Annotated in this window: 17 protein-coding genes, 1 tRNA gene and 1 pseudogene; 10 read left to right on the plus strand and 9 right to left on the minus strand. The window is 55.3% G+C overall.

The genetic code is table 11. The features are described 5' to 3' along the window. Nucleotides 1–3 precede the first annotated feature (3 nt). From H7846_RS08380 to H7846_RS08400, 5 genes are all read right to left on the minus strand, one after another. Complete coding sequence (locus tag H7846_RS08380; RefSeq protein ID WP_186695998.1) at nt 4–954, minus strand: COX15/CtaA family protein; 951 nt, start codon at nt 952–954, stop codon at nt 4–6. 25 nt (nt 955–979) lie between these two features. Continuing rightward, nucleotides 980–1,834, minus strand: a complete 855-nt coding sequence (gene proC, locus H7846_RS08385) for a pyrroline-5-carboxylate reductase (protein ID WP_186695999.1) — start codon at nt 1,832–1,834, stop codon at nt 980–982. Nucleotides 1,835–1,861: 27 nt separating this feature from the next. After that, nucleotides 1,862–3,685 carry a DUF885 domain-containing protein gene (locus H7846_RS08390; RefSeq protein WP_186696000.1) on the minus strand — a complete coding sequence of 608 codons (1,824 nt, stop codon included), beginning with the start codon at nt 3,683–3,685 and terminating at the stop codon, nt 1,862–1,864. A 44-nt stretch (nt 3,686–3,729) separates the two neighbouring features. After that, nucleotides 3,730–4,644 (minus strand): sigma 54-interacting transcriptional regulator, encoded by a 915-nt coding sequence (locus H7846_RS08395; protein ID WP_186696001.1) that lies wholly within the window; start codon nt 4,642–4,644, stop codon nt 3,730–3,732. A gap of 110 nt (nt 4,645–4,754) precedes the next feature. Beyond that, nucleotides 4,755–5,183 (minus strand): BrxA/BrxB family bacilliredoxin, encoded by a 429-nt coding sequence (locus H7846_RS08400; RefSeq protein ID WP_186696002.1) that lies wholly within the window; start codon nt 5,181–5,183, stop codon nt 4,755–4,757. 383 nt (nt 5,184–5,566) lie between these two features. On the opposite strand from H7846_RS08400, the gene H7846_RS08405 reads away from it, so the two are divergent. Next, nucleotides 5,567–6,652, plus strand: a complete 1,086-nt coding sequence (locus H7846_RS08405; protein WP_186696003.1) for a UDP-N-acetylmuramate dehydrogenase — start codon at nt 5,567–5,569, stop codon at nt 6,650–6,652. Between the two features lie 246 nt (nt 6,653–6,898). Here H7846_RS08405 and H7846_RS08410 read toward each other — a convergent pair whose 3' ends face one another. From H7846_RS08410 to modA, 3 genes are all read right to left on the minus strand, one after another. Continuing rightward, on the minus strand, nt 6,899–7,657 hold the full coding sequence (locus H7846_RS08410) for an ATP-binding cassette domain-containing protein (protein WP_255460948.1): 759 nt from the start codon (nt 7,655–7,657) through the stop codon (nt 6,899–6,901). Continuing rightward, on the minus strand, nt 7,647–8,333 hold the full coding sequence (modB, locus tag H7846_RS08415; protein WP_186696005.1) for a molybdate ABC transporter permease subunit: 687 nt from the start codon (nt 8,331–8,333) through the stop codon (nt 7,647–7,649). The genes H7846_RS08410 and modB overlap by 11 nt, the downstream gene beginning before the upstream one ends. A gap of 165 nt (nt 8,334–8,498) precedes the next feature. Continuing rightward, complete coding sequence (gene modA, locus H7846_RS08420; protein WP_255460949.1) at nt 8,499–9,230, minus strand: molybdate ABC transporter substrate-binding protein; 732 nt, start codon at nt 9,228–9,230, stop codon at nt 8,499–8,501. Nucleotides 9,231–9,313: 83 nt separating this feature from the next. Here modA and thrC point away from each other — a divergent pair, with 83 nt between their 5' ends. The 6 genes and pseudogenes from thrC (at nt 9,314) to H7846_RS08455 (ending at nt 18,037) form a co-directional block, all read left to right on the plus strand. After that, complete coding sequence (gene thrC, locus H7846_RS08425) at nt 9,314–10,711, plus strand: threonine synthase (RefSeq protein ID WP_186696006.1); 1,398 nt, start codon at nt 9,314–9,316, stop codon at nt 10,709–10,711. Then, nucleotides 10,708–11,634: a homoserine kinase gene (gene thrB / locus H7846_RS08430; protein ID WP_186696007.1), complete on the plus strand. Its 927-nt coding sequence runs from the start codon at nt 10,708–10,710 to the stop codon at nt 11,632–11,634. Before thrC ends, thrB begins: the two co-directional genes overlap by 4 nt. A gap of 210 nt (nt 11,635–11,844) precedes the next feature. After that, nucleotides 11,845–12,162, plus strand: a pseudogene (locus tag H7846_RS17970) (integrase core domain-containing protein); the annotation flags it as partial. Between the two features lie 132 nt (nt 12,163–12,294). Continuing rightward, entirely contained in the window at nt 12,295–13,659 is a 1,365-nt protein-coding gene (locus H7846_RS08445) for a TolC family protein (protein ID WP_186696010.1), read from the plus strand. Next, the gene (locus tag H7846_RS08450; RefSeq protein ID WP_255460950.1) at nt 13,656–14,942 is read left to right on the plus strand and encodes an efflux RND transporter periplasmic adaptor subunit; all 1,287 of its coding nucleotides are present in this window, start codon (nt 13,656–13,658) and stop codon (nt 14,940–14,942) included. Before H7846_RS08445 ends, H7846_RS08450 begins: the two co-directional genes overlap by 4 nt. After that, nucleotides 14,942–18,037, plus strand: a complete 3,096-nt coding sequence (locus H7846_RS08455) for an efflux RND transporter permease subunit (RefSeq protein WP_186696011.1) — start codon at nt 14,942–14,944, stop codon at nt 18,035–18,037. The genes H7846_RS08450 and H7846_RS08455 overlap by 1 nt, the downstream gene beginning before the upstream one ends. A 188-nt stretch (nt 18,038–18,225) precedes the next feature. Here H7846_RS08455 and H7846_RS08460 read toward each other — a convergent pair. After that, nucleotides 18,226–18,300: transfer RNA gene (locus H7846_RS08460), tRNA-Val, on the minus strand. Nucleotides 18,301–18,541: 241 nt separating this feature from the next. Between H7846_RS08460 and H7846_RS08465 the strand changes: the two genes are divergently transcribed. From H7846_RS08465 to H7846_RS08475, 3 genes are all read left to right on the plus strand, one after another. Beyond that, nucleotides 18,542–19,192, plus strand: a complete 651-nt coding sequence (locus H7846_RS08465; protein ID WP_255460951.1) for an RNA polymerase sigma factor — start codon at nt 18,542–18,544, stop codon at nt 19,190–19,192. An 18-nt stretch (nt 19,193–19,210) separates the two neighbouring features. Continuing rightward, entirely contained in the window at nt 19,211–19,714 is a 504-nt protein-coding gene (locus tag H7846_RS08470; RefSeq protein WP_186696013.1) for an anti-sigma factor, read from the plus strand. 81 nt (nt 19,715–19,795) lie between these two features. Next, on the plus strand, nt 19,796–20,458 hold the full coding sequence (locus H7846_RS08475) for a DUF3106 domain-containing protein (RefSeq protein ID WP_186696014.1): 663 nt from the start codon (nt 19,796–19,798) through the stop codon (nt 20,456–20,458). Nucleotides 20,459–20,581 lie beyond the last annotated feature (123 nt).

A 20,581-nucleotide genomic window follows, 5' to 3' on the forward strand; every position in this document is an offset into this window, starting at 1 on the left:
AGTTTAATACTGGGCGGGATGAGATGTGGGTTTCCATAATAACTGGGCGGAGAGCGTCACGAGTGCAGTCCAGTAGAGATCGGCTCCCAGAAGGTGCACGATCTGCATCCACGTTGGCGCCAGCAAGACGATATCCAGCACCCCCAGCGCGAACTGTATTCCAAGCAAGATGAGAACAAGAGTTGCGAGACGATTTGCGCCTACCCGTTTCGCTTGCGTGATGATCCAGATCACAAAGGCTGCAGCGATGAAAGCGCTCAGTGGATGCACGCCGCGCAATCGAAGCAGCAGAGGAGAGCTTGAAGAGAGATCTTGCTCGATTGCTGCGCGCAGACTGGAGACAGGGAAGAGAGTGTCACCAAGAGCTGCCAGCGACCCGCTAACGCCTACGACGATGGTGGCGACCAATCCAATCACGATCCATGTAGCTCTGGCTCCACGCAGCCGCAGATGGCGTGTCAGCTGGCCGGTCTTCAACATGACGGCTGTCAGGGTCAAGGCTCCGAGCAGCAGAAGAGTATTGCTCAAGTGAATGGACAACATTACAACGCGGCCAACAGACTGGTTGCCGGTCACATAACCCAGTTTGACTAGTAGTGCGCCGAGAATCGCTTCATTGACCAGTAGGATTGTCGAGGCTACGGCCATTAGGCGTGCAGCCTGGCCTTTGATCGTTGAGCGAAAGGTCCAGATGAGTAGTGCTGGTACAAAGAAGATTGCTCCGCCGGTCATGCACCGGTGTGTGAACTCGATGATGGTATCGGCGCGCGGTGAGAGTGGAATGACCTGCCCATTACACAGTGGCCAGTGATTCCCGCAGCCTGCCCCTGATCCTGTGGCACGCACCAGTGCACCCCACAGGATCACGAGAATGTTGTACGCCACCACAAACCATGCATAACGCACCAAAGCGTGGGGAGCCTGCCTGACCGATGCCGCAGTTGTGGTAGCCATACAGATATTGTACGAGCGTTAAGTCCTAGCCGTTGGCCAGTTCTCTCGCCCGCTGGGTAGCCCGTTTGACAGCCTTGATGAGAGTTACACGTAACCCGCCCTCTTCCAGCTCGAGGATTCCGTCCACGGTACAGCCAGCGGGTGTTGTGACCGCATCCTTCAGCAATGCAGGGTGATAGCCAGTCTCGAGCACCATGCGGGCCGAGCCCAGGGTCGTTTGCGCTGCCAGCAACGTGGCGACATCGCGAGGCAGGCCAACGTTGACTCCGGCCTCTGCCAGGGCCTCGATAATGATGTATATGTAGGCTGGTCCCGAACCGGAAAGGCCGGTTACCGCGTCCATGTGCTTTTCATCGACGACAACGGTGCGTCCAACGGTCTGGAAAACCTTCTGGGCGATGAGCATCTGCTCTTCGGAGACGAATCTGCCCGGGCATAGAGCTGTAACGCCGGCTGCCAGCATAGAAGGCGTATTTGGCATAGCGCGAACTACAGCAAGATCATGTCCTGCGGCCTCTTCAATGCTATGGGTCTTTACCGAGGCGGCGATCGAGAGAATCGTCTTCTCTGGCGATAGCGCGGGGCGAATGTGTTGAATCAGCGCGGGGACCTGTGCAGGTTTGACTCCAAGCAGAATCACATCTGCCTGTTTGGCCGCTTCAAGGTTATCTGTTGTCACATCGATGCCATACTGGGCCGAAAGCGCCTGAGCGCGATCTGGATGGTGAACAGTGGCAAAGATCTGGTCCGGCCCAAGAAGGTTGTTCTTCAAAAAGGCCTGCAGAAGGATGCCTCCCATCTTGCCTGTGCCGAGAATAGCCACGCGCAATTGAGGCATCGCCGGAGTCGGCGCTACAACTTCGTACGTTTCGTCGCTCATTTCAAAAGGCTATCAGACATGGCTGTATTACTTCTTCTGAGCGGCGATCCAGGCGTCCACCTGCTTCTCCAGAAGATCCATGGGTAACGCACCCGAATCCAGTACAACATCGTGGAAGGCTTTGAGATCGAACTTTGGTCCAAGAGCAGTCTGCGCCTTCTGGCGTAGCTCAAGAATCTTCAATTGCCCCATCTTGTATCCCAGTGCTTGGCCTGGCCACGCGATGTAGCGGTCGACCTCAGCCTGGATGTTCGGTTCGTCGATGGCTGAGTGATCATGGAAGTAGTCGACCATCTGCTGACGGGTCCAGTGCTTGTAATGAACACCGGTATCGACTACCAGCCGGATGGCGCGCCAGATATCGGCTTCAAGGCGACCGTAGTCGCTATAGGGATCCTGGTAGAAGCCAATCTCTTTGCCTAGTCGTTCACTGTACAGGCCCCATCCTTCGGTGTAGGCGGTGAAGTATTCCTGTTTGCGGAACTCCGGAAGGCCAGTTAGTTCCTGTGCGATCGAGATCTGGAGATGATGCCCGGGAACGCCCTCGTGGTAGGCCACTGCTTCTACTGATGCGAGAGAGCGGTCAGCAAAGTTGTAAGTGTTGATGTAGACACGTCCGGGCCGTTTACCATCCGGGCTGCCGGGATCGTAATATGCCGCCGCCTGATCTTTCTCGATATAAGCCGGTACGGGAACAACCTCAAGCTTCGCCTTGGGCAGAGTTCCGAACAATTGCGGCAGCTTCGGCTGCATCTGCGCGATGTAGTTCTTATAAGAATCGATTAAAGCTTCCTTCGATGTCGGATGCAGCTTGGGATTGGTTTTCATCGCCGCGCTGAAGCTCTTGATGTCCTGGAAACCAAGCTTCTTGACGATGACGAGCATCTCGGCCTCGTCTCGTTTCACCTGCTCGAGACCGATCTCATGGATCTCCTCGGGAGACTTATCCATGGTCGTGCTCTGGCGAACACGGAAAGCGTAATAAGCGTCTCCATCGGGCAGCGACCATACGCCGGGCTCCTTACGTCCAGCAGGAACGTATTGCGCCTTTAGAAAGCGAGCGAAACGCGCATAGGTAGGAAGCACCGTGGTGACGATGGCCTGCGCCATTTCCTGCGTGATTCGCTGACGATCAGGTGTGCTGATCGATGCGGGGAACTTCTTGAGCGGCGCTGCGAACGGGCTCTCTTCCGGCTTCTGGTTTGCGATTGCCTCGGTTTGAGCGACGACCTTCTCAAGCAGGTAGGCAGGCGGGACGCGGCCTTCATCCATTCCTAGTTGCATGTCGGTCATATTCTGCGAGAAGACGGTAGGAATCTTCTTCAGTCGGGTGATGTAGTCGTCATAGTCTTTTACGGTCTCGAAGGTGAGATTGTTGACCAGTTGCACGATATCGGTATGGAAGCCGCTAAACTGATTGACCGGCATCTCCCATTCCTTGAAACGGGCAGCCTCTTGAGCATCTGTCAGGTCACGAATCATCAGATCGCGGGAGAGAATCTCCTGCGACTTCAGGCCGGTTGTATCGATTGCGCCCAGGCGATCGATGAAGACGCGACCACGGGCAAGGGAGGCATTGACCTCCTGCACGGAGTAGTCGCTCCATTGGTCGTTGTACCGTTTGTCGCCGAGGAAGGACGCAAACTCGGGGGAGTGCTTCAGCCGGTCCTGCCATATCTCGTCCAGCAGTGAGGCGAGAGCTTTACTCCGCTCTTCGACGGTCTGTGGCTGATCCTGCGCGGTAGCAACGGCGGTGGCTTGTGCCCATGACGTGGAGGGGAGGAGATTGCCTGATCCAAAGACCAAAAGACCAGCTGCTACACGAACCGCGACCGATGAAAGCTTTTTCATGCACACCTCAATGTTTCATGGGTCAGTGTATCGCGCTAAAAGGTTCAGTTCTGGGGCTGAAGCCTCTGTTCGGAAGAGCCTTCCAGCATCCGGTAGAGAGTTGACCGGCTGATGCCGAGAATTTCTGCTGCTCGAACCTTGTTTCCAGAGCAGTCGCTCAGTACGCGCAGTACGTGCTGGTCGATCACATCCTGCAATTTGAGGGTGCTTCCGGCTTTCCGCAAATCCGATGATTGGACGGCTGTGCTCGCGCTCGGAGATAGAGATAGGTCCTCAGGATTGAGCGTTGTTCCACTGCATTGCAGAACGCCATTGTGGATAACATTTTCCAGCTCTCGTACATTGCCTGGCCAAGAGTGCGTCAGCAGTCTCTCCCAGGCCTCAGGAGCAATCTCTTCGATCTGTCTCTCATACTGGATTGAGAATTTCTCCAGAAAATGTTTTGCCAGGGAGGGAAGATCCTCCATCCTTCGTCGGAGAGGCTCCAGGGGAATTTCGATCGCCAGGCGATGGTAGAGGTCATGACGAAAGAGCCCGGCGGCCGCCATCCCTCGCAGGTCCTGAGTGCTCGAGACAATCAGCTTGGTTCCGGTTCGCTGGTCGAGAATCCTCAGGAAACCCTTCTGCGCCTCAATCGGTATCTCTTCGATGCCAGCGATGAAGAGTGTTCCTTGTATGGCTTTCTCCAGCATGGAGCGAAGCAGGGAGGGATCTTCAGCCAGCACAGAGGCATGGCAGAGCAGAAACTGTTCATCGGCGCGACTGCTTCTGGCGTGCAGAGCGCGCGCGACGCGCTCTTTGCCTGTTCCGGTTTCGCCGCGGACCAGCACGGTCCGGAAGTGTGGCCCGATACGCTCAATCTGCAGGCGGACGCGCTGTGTTGATGCGCTATCTCCGATTAGCGTTGGAGCATTGTCGTGTGGGTTATCTGAAACGCGGGTTAAAGCCGAGAGAGACATGCTGTTCTCTCTATCGGCGCAATGGACTTAGGCTTGAGAAAAATTGCTCTGAAAAAATAAGGCCCGAGAAGGAGGGGAACTCCATCTCGGGTCAGAAGATGAATAGGAACTTAGGCGGTTGTCGTTTTGGCGCAGTAAGTATCGAAGGCGCGGGTCAGTTCCTGGGCGATTGCCGGGGCCGTGGAGGTTTCGATGGCCGAGCGCTGCATCAGGTAGACGAGCTGACCGTCGCGCAGAATCGCAATTGCGGGCGAGGTGGGCGGATGTCCCTGAAAGTAGCTACGAGCGCGCTCTGTGGCCTCGCGGTCCTGACCGGCGAATACTGTGACGGCTTGATCCGGTTTGGTCGCGTGCTGCATGGCCAGACGGACACCGGGGCGCATCTTGCCTGCTGCACAGCCACAGATCGAGTTCACAACGACCATCGTGGTTCCGGGTTGCGCCAGCGCCGCATCGACCTCGTCAGATGTGCGGGTTTCTTTAAGGCCGGCGCGGGTCAGCTCCTCGCGCATCGGAATGACCATAATCTCTGGATACATATAACTTCCCCCTCCGAACAGACACCCGAACGGCGCCTGTCGTTTGATTCTACGGGTATGATGTGAACCTCTGCTACCCCTACCCCCAGTAAAAGTATGCAAAGTATTCAAAGTAGGGTAGATAGGCTCGTACCTGCCGTGCACGTCTGCTGCCAGATTGAAGATGGCCCACTTAGTGCGTTCGAAGCTCACTCCGTTAGGAAAATCGAACTTCTCCCTACTTTAAGAATATCAGCGGTGTCAATACCGGACGAAGATTCAGGCGGTTCCCAATAACCGCAGGTCCTTCGACTTCGCTGCTGCGCAGCTTCGCTCAGGATGACAGTTTAGTCTTGTAATAGCACCGTTCGTTAATGATCATCTCTGTCAATGCGACTGAGAGAATGTTGTACTCTCAAGCGGTGCCCCTCTCCTCACTCAAAATTCAAGAACAGGTCCTCCTGGCGCCTTACACCACATTGCAGGTTGGAGGAGCGGTTCGGTATTTCCTAGAGGTTGTAAACGAAGCGCAGGTGGAGGAGGCGGTTGCCTTCGCCCGTGAGCAAAACCTGCCCCTGTTTGTTCTCGGAGGCGGAAGCAATCTGCTGGTTAGCGATGCGGGCTTCGACGGGGTTGTGCTTCATATTGCGATTCATGGAATCAAAGAGCATCGGGAGAGCAACGTCGTGCTGCTGGAGGTGGGAGCAGGGGAGAACTGGAACGCTGTAGTGCTCTATGCGGTTGAGCGTGGCTATGCCGGGGTCGAGTGTCTCGCGGGGATTCCGGGCAATGCTGGGGGAACGCCAGTACAAAATGTAGGAGCGTATGGGCAGGAGATCGCAGAGACTATCGCGGGTGTACGCGCTTATGATCTCGAATCCGGTGGATTCGTCGAGTTCGATTCTGCTGAGTGCCATTTTGGCTACCGCCGGAGTCTCTTCAATACCGAGGCATGCGGCCGGTACATCATCACGAAGGTTGTGTATCAACTCCAGCCCGAGGGAGAACCGGCGTTACGGTATGCTGATCTTCAGCGTCACTTCAAGGACAAGCTCGATGCAGGAGCGCAGCCGTCGCTGCGACAGGTGTACGATGCGGTGCGATCGATTCGAGAACAGAAAGGGATGCTGGCAGGGCAGGGAGGTTCCGATGGCCGGAGTGCCGGATCATTCTTTAAGAACCCTGTGGTTCCGCACTCGGTGCTGGAAAAGATCGCGGGCACACTGAGCATCGACACGAACGGGATTCCTCATTGGCCTACTACAGAGGGGCAGATAAAGCTGTCTGCAGCATGGTTGATTGAGAAGGCCGGGTTCGCTCGAGGTTTCGCTCTTGGGAGTGCGGGAATCTCGTCTCGTCATACTCTTGCTTTGATCAATCGAGGCAACGCGACTGCGGCGGAGATCTTTGCTCTACGCGATGCGATTCAAGACAAGGTGAAGGTGCTGTTTGGAGTGCAGCTTGAGCAGGAGCCGGTGCAGCTGGGGTAGAGACTTAACATCGATCGGCACCGATACCACCAATTTTCGAGCGACCGTGGATCGGCGTGGATGGAACGGATTTGTTTTAGTCCAAATGACGGATAAATGCGGGGATTTCTCCACTCCGCGGCTAAAGCCGCTCCGGTCGAAATGACATAGGTGAAGGTTTCTTGCAAAAAACCACAGGGATTTTTCGCTTCGCTCAGAATGACGTGTGGGGGACGGGTAGAGGCTGCGTGGGGCATACGGGCAAGGTCATTGTTCTGCGCGGAGTTGATCAAGTAGTCGCTGTCGTTCTGCTGCCAGTACGGAGGTTGCAGGGCCCTGTTCAATCACTTTGCCATCTGCGATTTTGATGACCTCGGCTACAAGCAGAAATGCCTCGCCGACATCATGGGTTACTGAAAGGACCGGGACTTGCCATCGAGATAGCCACTGCCGCAGGCCGGTCAGCAGCTCGTCGCGGAGCGTGGCATCCAGTCCATTGAACGGTTCGTCCAGCAGCAACAGAGGTCGGTTGGGACCTACGAAGGTCACTGCCGATAGTACGGCTCGTCCTACGGAGGCTCTCTGTCGCTCGCCTCCGCTCAGGTCGGCTGGTTTGCGGTTTGTCAGCTCGCTTAGATGGAAGAGGGAGATCACCTCGCTCGTGAGATTTTGAGCGGCGGATTTTGCTCCAGGGGGAAGCCCATACAGCAGATTTTCGTGGACTGACATGTGAGGGAAGAGCCATGCGTTCTGCGCCGCACTGCGTATGGGCCGCAGATGCGCCGGAACGAAGACCCTTGCTTCTGTATCCAGCAGCACACTCGCAGTTGGTTTATGAACGATGTGTCCCTCTTCGGAGCGCACGAATCCGGCAATTGCCCGCAGAATTGTTGTCTTTCCGCTGCCTGAGGGGCCGAAGAGCACGGTCCATGGGGTCGTTAGTGTGAACTCCACATCGAGCGCGACGCCGCCGACGCGATGCCGCATTTGAACGCTTAACAGGCTATCGGGCAACTTATCTGACAACGTCGGCCTGCCTTCCATCGCTTCTGCGCACGCTGGGCAGCAGGTAAATCACGACCAGCGCTGCCATTGCGAACGCTATAAGGGCCAGTGCCGTCCGATTGGCGGCGACGTAGTTGCCATCCTGCACCAGGTCGTAAAGCGAGATTGAAAGTGTGCGTGTCGCACCGGGGATGTTGCCTCCCAGCATCAACACGACGCCGAACTCTCCCACGGTATGGGTAAAGGTAAGCACCGTGCTGGTCAGAAGGGAAGCGCGCGCCATAGGGAGGACGATAGAGAAGAAGAGGCGTGTGGGAGAGGCTCCCAGTCCTGCGGCGGTTTCGATGTATCCGCGCTCTACGGCCTCAAAGCCAGCCACCAGTGGCTGTACTGCAAAGGGCAGGCTGTACAGCACGGACCCGATCAGCAGACCTTCGAAGCTGAAGGCCAGAGGATGGCCTACGATGCGAATCAGCAGACGCCCGGGAGCCGTCAGCGGCCCCATCGCGATCAGCAGATAGAAGCCGAGTACGGTCGGAGGTAGCACCAGGGGTAGTGCCACAACTGCCTGCACCAGCGCTCGGGCCATTCCGTGCCCTGATGCGATCCACCAAGCCAGAGGCAGCGCAATCAGCAGAAGGATCGCCGTTGTGCTGGCAGCCAGCCGGAGCGTCAGCCAAAGAGCTTCAAGGTCCATGAAGAAAGCCTAAATGGATTCAGTGTCTCGACCTATAGACGAGGATCAGTATTCACCAGACCGCAGATCCTTCGACTTGCTCCGGATGACACTTCTGTCGGCTCGGGTTCCTCGATTCACCGTCTTTATCTGTTTTTGACGTTGAGATGGTCAGGATGGTCGCGGCTACTTCACAGGCTCCAGACCCATCGGAACCAGCGAGGCTTGTACCTCGGGCTTCAGAAGCCAGTTCAGAAACGCGTGGGCCTCGGATCTTCGATTCGACTTCGCCATCACAACCGCACACTGCATGATGGGGGGATAAGAAGAGGTGGGGACCCGGACGAAGGTTCCCTCGGATTTAAACCGGGGAGTGCTTGCAGCCGTTAGCGAGATCAATCCAAGCTGTGCATTGCCCGATTCCACAAACTGAGCTGCCTGCGCGATGTTTTCGGCGACGACCAGATGCGGCTTGACGATGTCGTAGACCTTCAGGTGCTTCATGGCGGCAACAGCAGCTTGCCCATAGGGAGCGCGCAGGTCGTTGGCGATTGCCACAGCAGTTACGCGTTTGTCGGTGAGCGAATCAAGAGTGATGGGTTGCAGGGGCGAATCTTTGCGTGCCCATAGCACCAGCGTTCCGCGAGCATATTGCGTCGGAGCGGTTCCATCGGCCAGACCTGCGGCCACGACTTTTTCGGGAAAGACGAAGTCTGCTCCCAGGAACAGATCCATCGGCGCGCCGTTAATGATCTGCGTTGTTAGATTTCCGGAGGAGCCGTAACTGATGACCAGTTTTATGCCGGTCGCTTTCTCGTAGCGGTGGGCAAGTGCGGGCAGAACTGGCTGCAGATCTGCTGCCGCAGCGACATGCAGTTCTTTTGTCTGCTGTTGCGCGACTCCCGATATCGCAATCAATGAGCAGAGGATTGCTGCTAGCCTCACCAGTTTTCGACGAGTTTTGGGTTCATCCCGTCGAGTACGATACCCTAACTTAACCCATGAAAGTTGCGACACATCAGCTCCGATGTATAGAGTGCGGCGCCAGGATCGATGGCAGCGCCGTCAATAGCATATTCCGCTGTCCCGAATGCAATGGTCTTTATGACGTTATTTATCCCTGGTCGACTCTGCCGAACGGTGATACTCCGGCCTCGGATTCCAAGCTTCCGAATGCCAGTGCTCTCCGCTGGCTCTGGCAGGAGCGTCGAACCTCGACCCTGCCAGTAGACCAATCCGGTGTTTGGCGTTTCCGCGATCTTTTCCCTATCGTCGAAGACCTCGATCATGTGGTGACGCTTCGGGAGGGGAATACGCCTCTTTATGATCTTCCGCGTGCTTCAAAGGCCCTTGGCCTCAACTGGGTGCTTGCCAAGCACCAGGGTATGAATCCAACGGGTTCCTTCAAGGACACGGGCATGACCGCTGCATTATCGGTTGCTCGTGAGCGCGGCTTTGAGTGGGTGGCGTGCGCCTCGACCGGAAATACCTCTGCTGCGATGGCGGCGTATGCAGCCCGAGCGGGGATGCGCTCCATCGTCTTTATTCCTGAGGGCAAGATCGCCTGGGGCAAGCTCTCACAGTCGATGGACTATGGTGCGCTTACGGTTCAGCTGAAGACGGACTTCGACGGTTGTGTCAACGTGTTGACGGACCTTGTTAGCCGTTTTCCGATCATGCTGCTTAACTCGGTCAATCCATATCGCCTTGAGGGGCAGAAGACTCCAGCCTTCGAGATGCTCGAGCAGCTTGAGTGGCAGGTCCCAGAGCACGTCATCGTTCCTGGCGGCAATCTGGCCAACGGTTCTGCGCTGGCGAAGGGATTCGCTGAGATTCATCATTTAGGGCTTATTCCACGAATGCCGAAGATCAGCATCATTCAGGCTGAAGGAGCGAATCCGCTATACCGCACCATTACGGAAAACGGTGGCGAAGAGTTGATCCCTGTGAAGGCAAACACTCGTGCTACGGCTATTCGCATCGGGAATCCGGCATCCTGGCGTAAGGCTTTGCGCGCGTTGCGGACCACCGGAGGGTGGTGCGAACAGGTTACGGAGCAGGAGATCGCATTGGCCAAGGCCGAGATTGGCTCCGAGGGCATCGGCTGCGAGCCTGCTTCGGCAGTTACGCTGGCTGGCCTCAAGAAGCTGGTTGCACAGGGCAAGATCGGCAAGGAAGAGCGCGTTGTGCTTATCCTGACCGGGCATACGCTGAAGGATTCGAACTACACCATCGACTATCATCGCGGAGAGCTGTTTACAGAGGAGGAAGAGGCGCAAATCTCTTCTGCGGATAAGTCGCTGCATGCGGCTCTGCGGAAGCCTCCGATTGTGCTCGATGCAGACACGGACACGGTCTTTCGGGCGCTGGAATCGCAGATGAAACTGGTCCACGCATGAGTACTGTCCCTGCCGATCTGACTTCGCTGGTGCCGATCCGGTTACGTCTGCCTGCGACTTCGGCCAACCTGGGGCCGGGGTTCGACGCACTGGGGTTGGCCATGTCGCTTTACCTCACGATCGAGGCGGAGGTCTCCCAGACAGGGGCATTCCTGATCGAGGCGACAGGACGCGATGCCGAGGCCTGTTCGGTGATCGAGAATAACCTCATCTTCACGACCTATGTGGATGTGCTGGCGAATTCAGGGAAACTCGCTCCGCGCCTGCATCTCCGGATGAAGAACGAGATTCCTTTGGGAATGGGATGTGGATCGAGTGCCGCTGCGCTACTGGCGGGTGTGTTTCTGGCGAATCACTTCGGGCAGCTTGGATGGAGCAGTCAACAAATCCTGGAAGAGGCTTGCCGAAGGGAAGGGCATCCGGATAACGTGGCGGCCTGTTTTTGTGGTGGGATGACGGTTTCATCCATGTCGTATGGTGCTGTAAAAACAGCAACATATGGAGAAAACCTCAACTGGAACCTTTTGTTAGCACTCCCGTCAGCGAGCCTTTCGACCAGCAAGGCTCGGGCGATGCTTCCGGCGCAGTACTCCCGGGAAGATGCGGTGGCGAACATTCAGGCTACGGCGCTGCTCGTCTCGGCATTTGCCCTGCATCGCGGAGACTTGCTCTCCACGGCGATGCGGGATCGCATTCATCAGCCTTATCGGATGGAGGCGTGTCCCTTGTTGAAGAAGCTTCTTCCGCTTTCGGGTAACGAAGGGATCCTCGGAGTTGCCCTGAGCGGAGCAGGGCCTTCGGTGCTCCTGATTACCGGAGGCCAGGTTGAAGTCGCCAAAAAATCCATTCAGAGCGCAGTTGAGGGGCCGGTTGAGGTCGTCCAGACCTCGATTGCAACCGGGGCCGAGATTGGTAACCTTTAAGTAACAATTGATTTGGTTACCTAAGATTCCTTTACGTTTTTGATGGAGTTGCAGTACCTTTGTGCGTGTGAGCAGTTCTGGGGAGGGCTGCTACGCCGCCCGTTGACCCCTTTTCAGGGGTCCGGGCGTTCTCGTTTTAACTTGTATTTTTCCAACTCGTCAACTTCTTTAGCAGCAAGAGGTGCGGACTCCAACAGGTCGAGCGCGAAGGTTATCGCAGCGCTGGCTGATGTGATGGTGATCAAGGGCGTGCCGGGCCATCTCCGTTCGGACATGGCCCGGGTTCGTGGCCCGAGATCTACGCAAATGGCTGGAAGTGACTGGAGCGAAGACGATGTACATCGAACCGAGCTCGCCGTGGGAGAACGTCTACTGCGAAAGCTTCAACTCGAAGCTCAGAGATGAGTTCCTCAACGGCGAGATCGTTATTCCATCCAGGAACTGAGAGTGCTCGCTGAACGCTGGCGCGTCCACTACAACACCGTCAGGCCACACTCTTTGCTGGGCTACAAATCGCCAGCGTTGGAAGCATGCCGAGCAGCCGTCTGAACTCAGAAATCACCGCGCGACACTAACAAAACTTCTGGTGCAAAACATCGGTCAGACCCTTATGTCGCAAGCGTTAAGCGGGATTTAATGTTCTCTTTTTAGCGTAAGAGCATGATGTGTCTTAATGTCGGAAATGTCCTTCGTATTGGGATCTTATTTATCGCAGCAGTAGATACGGTTGGCATTCCTTTGGTCTCGCAGGGGCAGCAGGCGGACGTTATTCCAACTCACATATCGCTCACCGACGCGATTCAGAGAGCAAAAGTAAATGAACCGGTGTTTGCGGCCAGCGTAGCCAGCCAGAAAACTGCTGCGATTAATAGTTATCTCGCCAAAGCGGCCCTTTTGCCATCCGTGACATATCACAATCAGGTCTTGTTTACGCAATCAAATGGCCAGCACAGCACAGGGGCCCCCGCAGGGCTTCAGTCTGGTCCCGTTTTTATCGCAAATAATGCGGTTCATGAATATACAAGCCAGGCGTCGATCGGTGAGACGATCGGTCTTAAGCAGATATCGGATGCAAAGGTTGCTTCTGCTAACGCTGCTCTTGCCAATGCTGAGTTAGAGGTCGCTCGCCGTGGCCTCGTTGCGACCGTCGTAAGTTTGTACTATCAAGTCGCTGACGCTGAAACGAAACGCCAAATCCTCACGGAAGCCGTGCAGGAAGCCTCAACCTTCACCGACCTCACTCAAAAGCGTGAAGCTGCTCGTGAAATTGCGCACGCCGATGTGATCAAAGCTCAACTCCAGCAGCTGCAGCGTCAGCGTGATTTGAGTGATGCCAATGTCTTTGCTGAAAAGGCCCGACTGGAACTGGCGGTGTTGCTATTTCCGGACCCCCGGACGCTATTCTCCACTGATCCGCCTGGTACTGCTGCGGTACTTCCAACACAGGATGAGGTGAATCGTCTCGCATCCGCTAATAATCCGGAGATTCGGAGTGCGCTTGCAGGTCTTAAGGCGAGCAACGCCGCGGTTACTTCTGCCAGGGCTGCCTACCTTCCTGATCTTGCTCTCAACTTTTTATATGGAATCGATGCGCCACAGTTCGCGAAACGCGGTGCTGGTCCCGATTATGCCAAAAATCTTGGTTATTCGATTATGGGAACAGTCGACATTCCGGTTTGGGACTGGTTTTCTACTCAGAAACGTGTAAAGCAGAGTGAAATTCAGCGGGATGTCGCGAAAGTCACCCTGACAGCTGCACAGCGGCGGTTGATTGCCAACATTGATGAGGCTTACTCCGAAGCCGCAGCCGCGCAGAACCAGCTGGCGCTTCTCGATCAAAGTGTCCAGACTGCCGCCGAAAGCCTTCGGCTAACGAAATTGCGCTATACCGCGGGTGAATCCACGGCGCTCGAGGTTGTCGACGCCCAAAATTCGTACCTGACCACAGAGACCGCTCGTGCGGGCGGTATCGTTCGCTATGAATCCGCTCTTGCAGCACTCCAACTTTTGACAGGAACTTTGTGAGCCAGATTATGAATACGGTGATCCGCTTAGCACGTAAAAGCACAAAATATACAACGTATCTGCTAGTAGTCAGCCTGTTTCTTGCTGGCTGTAAGCAGCCGGACAATAGCAATACAGCAGCTTTGGTCACGGTACAGGCCGAAAAACCGGAGAAAGCGGAGATATCGGAACATATTATGGCCGACGCAAGTCTCTCTCCGCTTGCGCAGGCGGCGATCGCTCCGAAGCTCACGGCACCGGTACGAAAATTTTTTGTTCAGCGGGGATCAAAAGTCAAGGAAGGCGATCTGCTGGCCGTTCTCGAGAATCGTGATCTTGCGGCACAGGTTGTCGATAATAAGGGCCAGTTCGATGCAGCCGAAGCCGCATATAGCATGCAGACGAAGGCGCAGGTCCCTGAGGACTATCGAAAGGCCGAACTGGATATGGCCCAGGCCAAAGCTCAATTGCAGCTTCAGGAGGGGATAGTAGCTGCGAGAAAGAGGCTGCTCGACGAGGGTGCGATTGCGGGGCGAGATTACGATACGGCGGTCGCAGCTTTGGTGCAGGCGCGCGCCACTTTTGACGTCGCCCAAAACCACTTTAGTTCGCTTCAAAACGTCAGCCGCGAAGCGACCTTGAAGCAGGCGGCGGGACAACTTTCCTCGGCGAAGGGGAAATATCTGGCGGCAGAGGCTCAGGTTTCTTACTCCGAAATTCGCAGCCCGATTTCGGGTGTTGTCACCGATCGTCCATTGTTTGCTGGTGAGACAGCGAACACCGGCAGCCCCCTTATCACGGTAATGGATACATCTGCCTTACTTGCAAAGGTTCATCTGGCACAGACGGTGGCCCAACGTCTCAGCCTTGGAGACGAAGCGTCTATTTTGGTGCCAGGCGTTTCTGATCCGGTTCCCGCAAAAGTATCTCTTATCAGTCCTGCTCTCGATCCAGGCAGCACGACTGTCGAAGTCTGGCTGCGGCTTGATAACAAGGCTGGCAAGTATAAAGCGGGAACTCCAGTGCGTACTTCCATCACGGGACGAACAATTCCAAATGCGATCAAGATCCCCCTCACCGCGGTTCTTACAGGACAAGATGGATCGAAGTCCGTCATGGTCGTAGGCAGTGATGGTGTTGCTCACAAGAAGGGAGTCCAGCTAGGGATCAACGATGGGGAAGACGTTCAAATCACTCAGGGATTGACGGGATCCGAAATGGTTATCACTACGGGTGCCTATGGACTGGATGATGGAACAAAAGTAACGATCGGCAAACCAGATGCCGGTGGAGAAGACAAATAATGCTACAGCCTCAAGATACTTCTCAAGACCGCCCCTTCTGGTTAGTACGATTCCGTGGTCCGATCTTCTTCTTTCTGATTGTCCTTTCTCTCGCCGGTATCTATGCAGCCCAACAGGTGCCGATTTCGGTGTTTCCGGATACCAACTTCCCCCGTGTCGTGATTGGCGTGGACAACGGTGTCATGCCTGTTGAGCAGATGCAGGTCACCATCACGAAACCGATTGAAGATGCCATCAACTCCGTCCCTGGTCTGTTGACGGTACGCTCAACGACGAGTCGTGGCTCAGCGGAGGTGAGCCTCTTTTTTGACTGGAAAGTCGATATGTTCCACACGCTCCAACTGGTCGATGCGGCGCTCAGCAAGGTGCGGCAAACCATCCCTACAACAGCAGTTATCACGACCAATCGACTTACGTTCGCTACCTTTCCGATCCTCGGGTACAGCCTTACTTCAGATCGCTTGTCACAGACTCAGCTATGGGAACTCGCAACGTACCAGTTGAAACCTCCTTTGAACCGCGTGGCTGGTGTAAGCACAATCACGGTGCAGGGAGGCAAGGTCCCGGAATTCCATATCGTGCCGAACATGGCGCGCATGCAGATCGCAGGTGTGACGATCCTCGACTTGGCAAATGCTGTTCAAGCGTCAAACATTATTGATTCACCTGGTCTCTACGAGTCGAATCATCAACTGATTCTCGGCCTCGTCGGAGCGCAGGCCCATGATGGAGATCAATTGGGGAGGCTCGTCGTGAAGACCACCGCAGGCGGCGCTCCGGTTAGAGTCTCAGATGTCGCGACTGTTCACCCTGGAGTACTTCCGGTTTATACCGCCGTTACTGCGAATGACAAGCCGGCAGTACTGCTTAATGTCACGCGTCAACCTGTGAGCAATACCGTTTCAGTTGCAGATGCGGTTGCTGCGAAAGTGCAACAGCTTATGAAGACGCTTCCTCCCGGCGTCAAGCTCGAGCCATATTACGATCAGTCCGAGCTCGTCCGAGAGAGTATCCGCAGTGTCCGAGACGCCATCCTCATCGGTCTTGGACTAGCCTGCATCATCCTCTTCCTGTTTTTGGGAGACTGGACCTCGTCCTTAGTGGCGGGACTTGTCATTCCCGTTACCGTCGCAATTACCATTCTGTTTCTTTGGATGATCGGAGAAAGCTTTAACCTGATGACGCTCGGTGGCCTTGCAGCTGCGATCGGACTGGTGATCGACGACGCAATTGTGGTTGTCGAGAACATAGTCCTTCATCGCGACCATGGCGAGACTCGAGCACAAGCGGCTCGGCTAGCCTTGAAAGAGATCGCCGTGCCTCTTGTGGGATCTACGATCACCCCCGTTGTCGTTTTTCTTCCGTTAGTGTCCGTAACGGGTGTCACGGGTAGCTTCTTCCGCGCGTTGGCTATCACGATGACCGTTGCTTTGTTGACCTCTCTTCTGCTGGCCGTGACGTGGACACCGGCCTTGAGTCTGGTACTACTCCGCGAACGTTCGGCCGATGGAAATAGATCTCATGAAGAGCACGGGCGTCTGATGCGAACGATCCTTCAATGGCATGAAAAAGGGCTCGGTTGGTCACTTAGTCATCCGCTCGTCCTCCTTGGCTTGTGTGTCGTACTCGTCTTTGCGAGCTGGTTCTCCTATAAAGCTCTCGGATCAGATCTTCTGCCAGCCATGGACGAAGGCGGTTTTATTCTCGATTACATCATGCCCGCCGGAAGTTCCCTGACTGAAACCAATCGTGTCCTAGAGCATGTGGAACGCATTCTCCACAAGATGCCTGAGGTGGAGAGCACCTCTCGCCGTACCGGCTTGCAGATGGGATTAGCCGCTGTAACCGAAGCAAACACTGGCGATATCACCGTGAAACTGAAGACAAAGCGCGACCGCGGGATCGATGAGGTCATGGCGGACGCACGTGCTGAGATCAAAAAAACTGAACCTGCGCTCGACGTTGAGTTTACTCAGGTCCTGCAGGACATGATCGGCGATTTGTCGAATGCTCCAGAACCGATTCAGATCAAGGTATTCGCCAATGACCCGGTTCTTCTTTCTGAACTAGGCCCAAGGATTGGAGATGCCATCAGCAAGATAGGTGGCGTTGTCGATATACAGAACGGAATCGACAACACGATTAGTGGACCAGCAACCAACTTTCAGATCGATCCAAGTGTCACTGCCCGGTTGGGTTTCACTCCCGTTGAAGTTGCGGAGGATGCAACCTCAATACTCGACGGAGTAACAACCACAGATCCGTTGATTGCAAACGGACGGCCGTACACCGTTCGAGTGCGGCTCGGAGACGAAACCCGCCAGTCTCTTGATACGATCCAGAACACCGTATTCAATAGCGCCAGCGGAAAGCTAGCCAATATTGGCTCCCTGGCACAGATCACACAGCTTCCTCCTCAGAATGAGATTAAGCGAGAGAATCTGGAGCAACTGATTACGGTGACTGCCCGCCTTGAAGGGTCAGATCTAGGAACAGCGATCTCTAAGGTTCAGCAAACGATTCAGGCGATGCACCTGCCGCCGACTGTTCGCATCGAGTACGGTGGCACATATCAGGAACAACAACAGTCTTTCCATGAACTTCTTCGTGTATTACTGCTTTCCCTTGCTCTAGTATTTGGAGTTCTACTTGTCGAATTTCGAAACTTCTACGCTCCAGCTGCGATTCTGACCTCGTCAGTCCTGTCGATTGCCGGCGTTGTCTTTGCGTTGATGTTGACAGGAACAACCTTCAACGTCGCCTCGTTCATGGGGCTGATTATGGTCATCGGTATTGTGGCGAAGAATGGCATCCTGCTGCTTGATGCGGATGAACGATATCGTCGGGAAGGAGTTTCTGCACGCGACGCCATGATGCATGCAGCACAACGCCGTTTGCGCCCGATCCTTATGACAGCGACCGCCGCAATCTGCGGAATGTTGCCCTTGGCCTTTGCGCTAGGCTCAGGCTCTCAGATGCTACAACCTCTCGCTATCGCGGTTATCGGAGGATTGGCGATTTCAATGATACTGAGTCTCATCGTAACCCCAGTGGTTTACTACCTGTTGACGCGGTCACATTCCCAGGCGTCGTAAAGCTCACTCAAGTAAAAGACCCGCCCGATAGTGTGCCCCGACATCGGCCAAACGACAGGTGCTGAGTAAGGCGGTGGATGTATTGTTCAATCGCACGTCCCTAGCAGGTAGTCTCTCAATGAGACAGGAGTGTCACCATTTCAAACCGGAGCTGCCCCGATTTTCGCTGTAAGTGATTGATAATTCTATGGTGGGCACAGCAGGATTCGAACCTACGACTTCCACCGTGTGAAGGTGGCACTCTACCGCTGAGTTATGCGCCCTTATAGGGGGAACAAAAAAGACGATGAGGTCTTCCTGTTTCTATTCAAGATAGCATCTTCATTGACCATCTCTCAATAAGCCAGCTAAGAGATTGAAATGATTGGAACAGCTTGACGGAGATAGGTGGACGATACAATACCGTAACGAGTGAGCATGCCTCTTCCCCCTCATCCCGATTCTTCTCAATCTCAAATTTCCGGGGAAACGCAACCGGGAGGCGAAGATGGGGTTAGCAAGAATATGGCAACGTTCGCTGTCAGTCCGACTCTCCTCCAGGACTTACATGCTGCTGAGCAGCATCGCCCGGCTGGAGACTTCGCGCAGATGGACGATGCCGCCATCATGCTGGAGTTGCGCTCCGGCAACATGGCCGGATTCGATTTCCTGATTCAGAAGTATCGCAAGCCGATCATTCACTTTATGTACCGCATGGTTCATAACCAGGCGGTTGCCGAAGAGCTCGCCCAGGAAGTTTTTCTACGCGTCTACCGTTCGCGGGAGACGTACCGTGCCGAAGCGCGCTTCAGTACCTGGCTCTATCGAATCGCGACGAATCTTGGCGTTAACTATGCTCGCGACACCCGCCACGAACGGGCCGCGTCAACCGTCTATCTCGATGAGGTTGATTCCGAGACAGGGATGACGCCAGACCTTGCGGACGCGACTCCTGGTGCTGAAACCAAGATTTTACGCCGGGAGCGGCTGGATGCGATTCGCCAGCATGTTCTCGCCTTGCCGGAGCGTCAGCGGATGGCGGTGCTGATGCATAAGTATGAGGGGCTGGACTACCGGCAGATCGGAGACGTGCTCAAGTTGAGCGAATCGGCCACGAAATCGTTGCTCTTCCGCGCGTACCAGACCCTGCGGGGGAAGTTGAAGGAGTTTATTTAGTTTTTGGAGTGAACTGCTATGAAATGCCGCGACTGCCAATCCGCACTTCCGGACCTTCTGCTCGATCCGGCTGCGCCGTCGAATATTCCGGCGCGTATGCATATCGACTCCTGCAATGAATGTCGCAAGGAGCTTGAGTCGCTCCAGGCAACTTTCTCGCTGCTCGATGCCTGGGAGGCTCCTGAGCCTTCTCAATACTTTAATCAGAAGCTGGCGGTTCGTCTGCGCGAGGAGCAGACGCAGGTACCGGCTGGTTGGCTGGAACGCCTGCGTTATCGGCTGCTCTTCAATACCGGACGACAGTTTCGTCCTGCGCTGGCTGGAGCGTTGGCTCTTGTCTTACTCATTGGTGGAGGGGCATTTGCCAACCTTTCTGATTTACATATGGGGGGGGCCAAAGTATCAGCGGCTGTAACGGATTTGCAGGTTCTGGATAAGAATGACCAGGCACTTCAGACCATGGATCAACTGTTCCAGGATGATGTTCCGGCAGATGACGTTTCAGTTCCCCCTTCCAGTTAGTGCGAGAAATCATTGATCTGGGGAGCGGAGAAGGGATTAAGCTTAAAAAGCTCCCCTGCACAAGTTTGTTCGATTGACTGTATGCCTTTGTTCGATCCAATCCGCCGTGCTCCACGGGCAGCGGTACTGCTGCTGGCGGCGTTGTGTCTTCCTGCCGCAGCCATGCAGAGAGCTGGTGGTGGAGGGCACAGGGGAGGCGCGCCGCCTGCGCCGCGTATGACGGCGCCTCCCGCGCATACGTCTGTTCCCGGAAATCGTCCTGGGGGGAATCATCAGGAGCATCTGCTGCAGTGGATGCAGCATCGCAACAACCTTACGGCAGACCAGCAACAGAAGGCTCTGGAGCGTGAACCGGGTTTCCGTGATCTTCCTCCGGAGACGCAGCAGAGGATGCGGGAGCGCCTGTCACAGCTGAACAATATGCCACCGGAGCAGCGTCAGCGGTTGCTGGAGCGCAACGAAGCGATGGCGCGTTTAACGGTTCCGCAACGCCAGCAGGTTCGCGACACGATGAAGCAGTTTGGAAGCCTTCCTGCCGATCAGAAGAAAGAGGTGGCCCGGGCGTTTCACGATCTTCGCCAGGCACCGGAGTCGCAGCGGCAGAGTTTGTTGAACTCTGATCGTTACCGCCAGCTTTCGGACCAGCAGCGCAATGCGCTCTCCGGCCTGCTCTCCATTGAGCCGTACCACGTCATCATGCCAAATGGAGGAGCTACGCAAGAGGGTGCTTCCGGCCCTCGTTAGCGGTTCCTCTTGACTGTGTGGTGGTGGTCTTCTACCCTTAAATCAGGAATGAGTATTTCTCGCACTCTCTGTTGTCGCTGTTGCCGCTTCTAAGCTGGCCGCGCGGAGATGTGTTCTAACACT

This window comes from Edaphobacter sp. 4G125 (genome assembly GCF_014274685.1).
GTDB lineage: Bacteria > Acidobacteriota > Terriglobia > Terriglobales > Acidobacteriaceae > Edaphobacter.

Coding starts and splice junctions, on each gene's coding strand:
- H7846_RS08380 (WP_186695998.1), bottom strand. CDS start 954: ATGGCTACCACAACTGCGGCATCGGTCAGGCAGGCTCCCCACGCTTTG.
- proC (WP_186695999.1), bottom strand. CDS start 1,834: ATGAGCGACGAAACGTACGAAGTTGTAGCGCCGACTCCGGCGATGCCT.
- H7846_RS08390 (WP_186696000.1), bottom strand. CDS start 3,685: ATGAAAAAGCTTTCATCGGTCGCGGTTCGTGTAGCAGCTGGTCTTTTG.
- H7846_RS08395 (WP_186696001.1), bottom strand. CDS start 4,644: ATGTCTCTCTCGGCTTTAACCCGCGTTTCAGATAACCCACACGACAAT.
- H7846_RS08400 (WP_186696002.1), bottom strand. CDS start 5,183: ATGTATCCAGAGATTATGGTCATTCCGATGCGCGAGGAGCTGACCCGC.
- H7846_RS08405 (WP_186696003.1), top strand. CDS start 5,567: ATGTTGTACTCTCAAGCGGTGCCCCTCTCCTCACTCAAAATTCAAGAA.
- modB (WP_186696005.1), bottom strand. CDS start 8,333: ATGGACCTTGAAGCTCTTTGGCTGACGCTCCGGCTGGCTGCCAGCACA.
- thrC (WP_186696006.1), top strand. CDS start 9,314: ATGAAAGTTGCGACACATCAGCTCCGATGTATAGAGTGCGGCGCCAGG.
- thrB (WP_186696007.1), top strand. CDS start 10,708: ATGAGTACTGTCCCTGCCGATCTGACTTCGCTGGTGCCGATCCGGTTA.
- H7846_RS08445 (WP_186696010.1), top strand. CDS start 12,295: ATGATGTGTCTTAATGTCGGAAATGTCCTTCGTATTGGGATCTTATTT.
- H7846_RS08455 (WP_186696011.1), top strand. CDS start 14,942: ATGCTACAGCCTCAAGATACTTCTCAAGACCGCCCCTTCTGGTTAGTA.
- H7846_RS08465 (WP_255460951.1), top strand. CDS start 18,542: ATGGCAACGTTCGCTGTCAGTCCGACTCTCCTCCAGGACTTACATGCT.
- H7846_RS08470 (WP_186696013.1), top strand. CDS start 19,211: ATGAAATGCCGCGACTGCCAATCCGCACTTCCGGACCTTCTGCTCGAT.
- H7846_RS08475 (WP_186696014.1), top strand. CDS start 19,796: ATGCCTTTGTTCGATCCAATCCGCCGTGCTCCACGGGCAGCGGTACTG.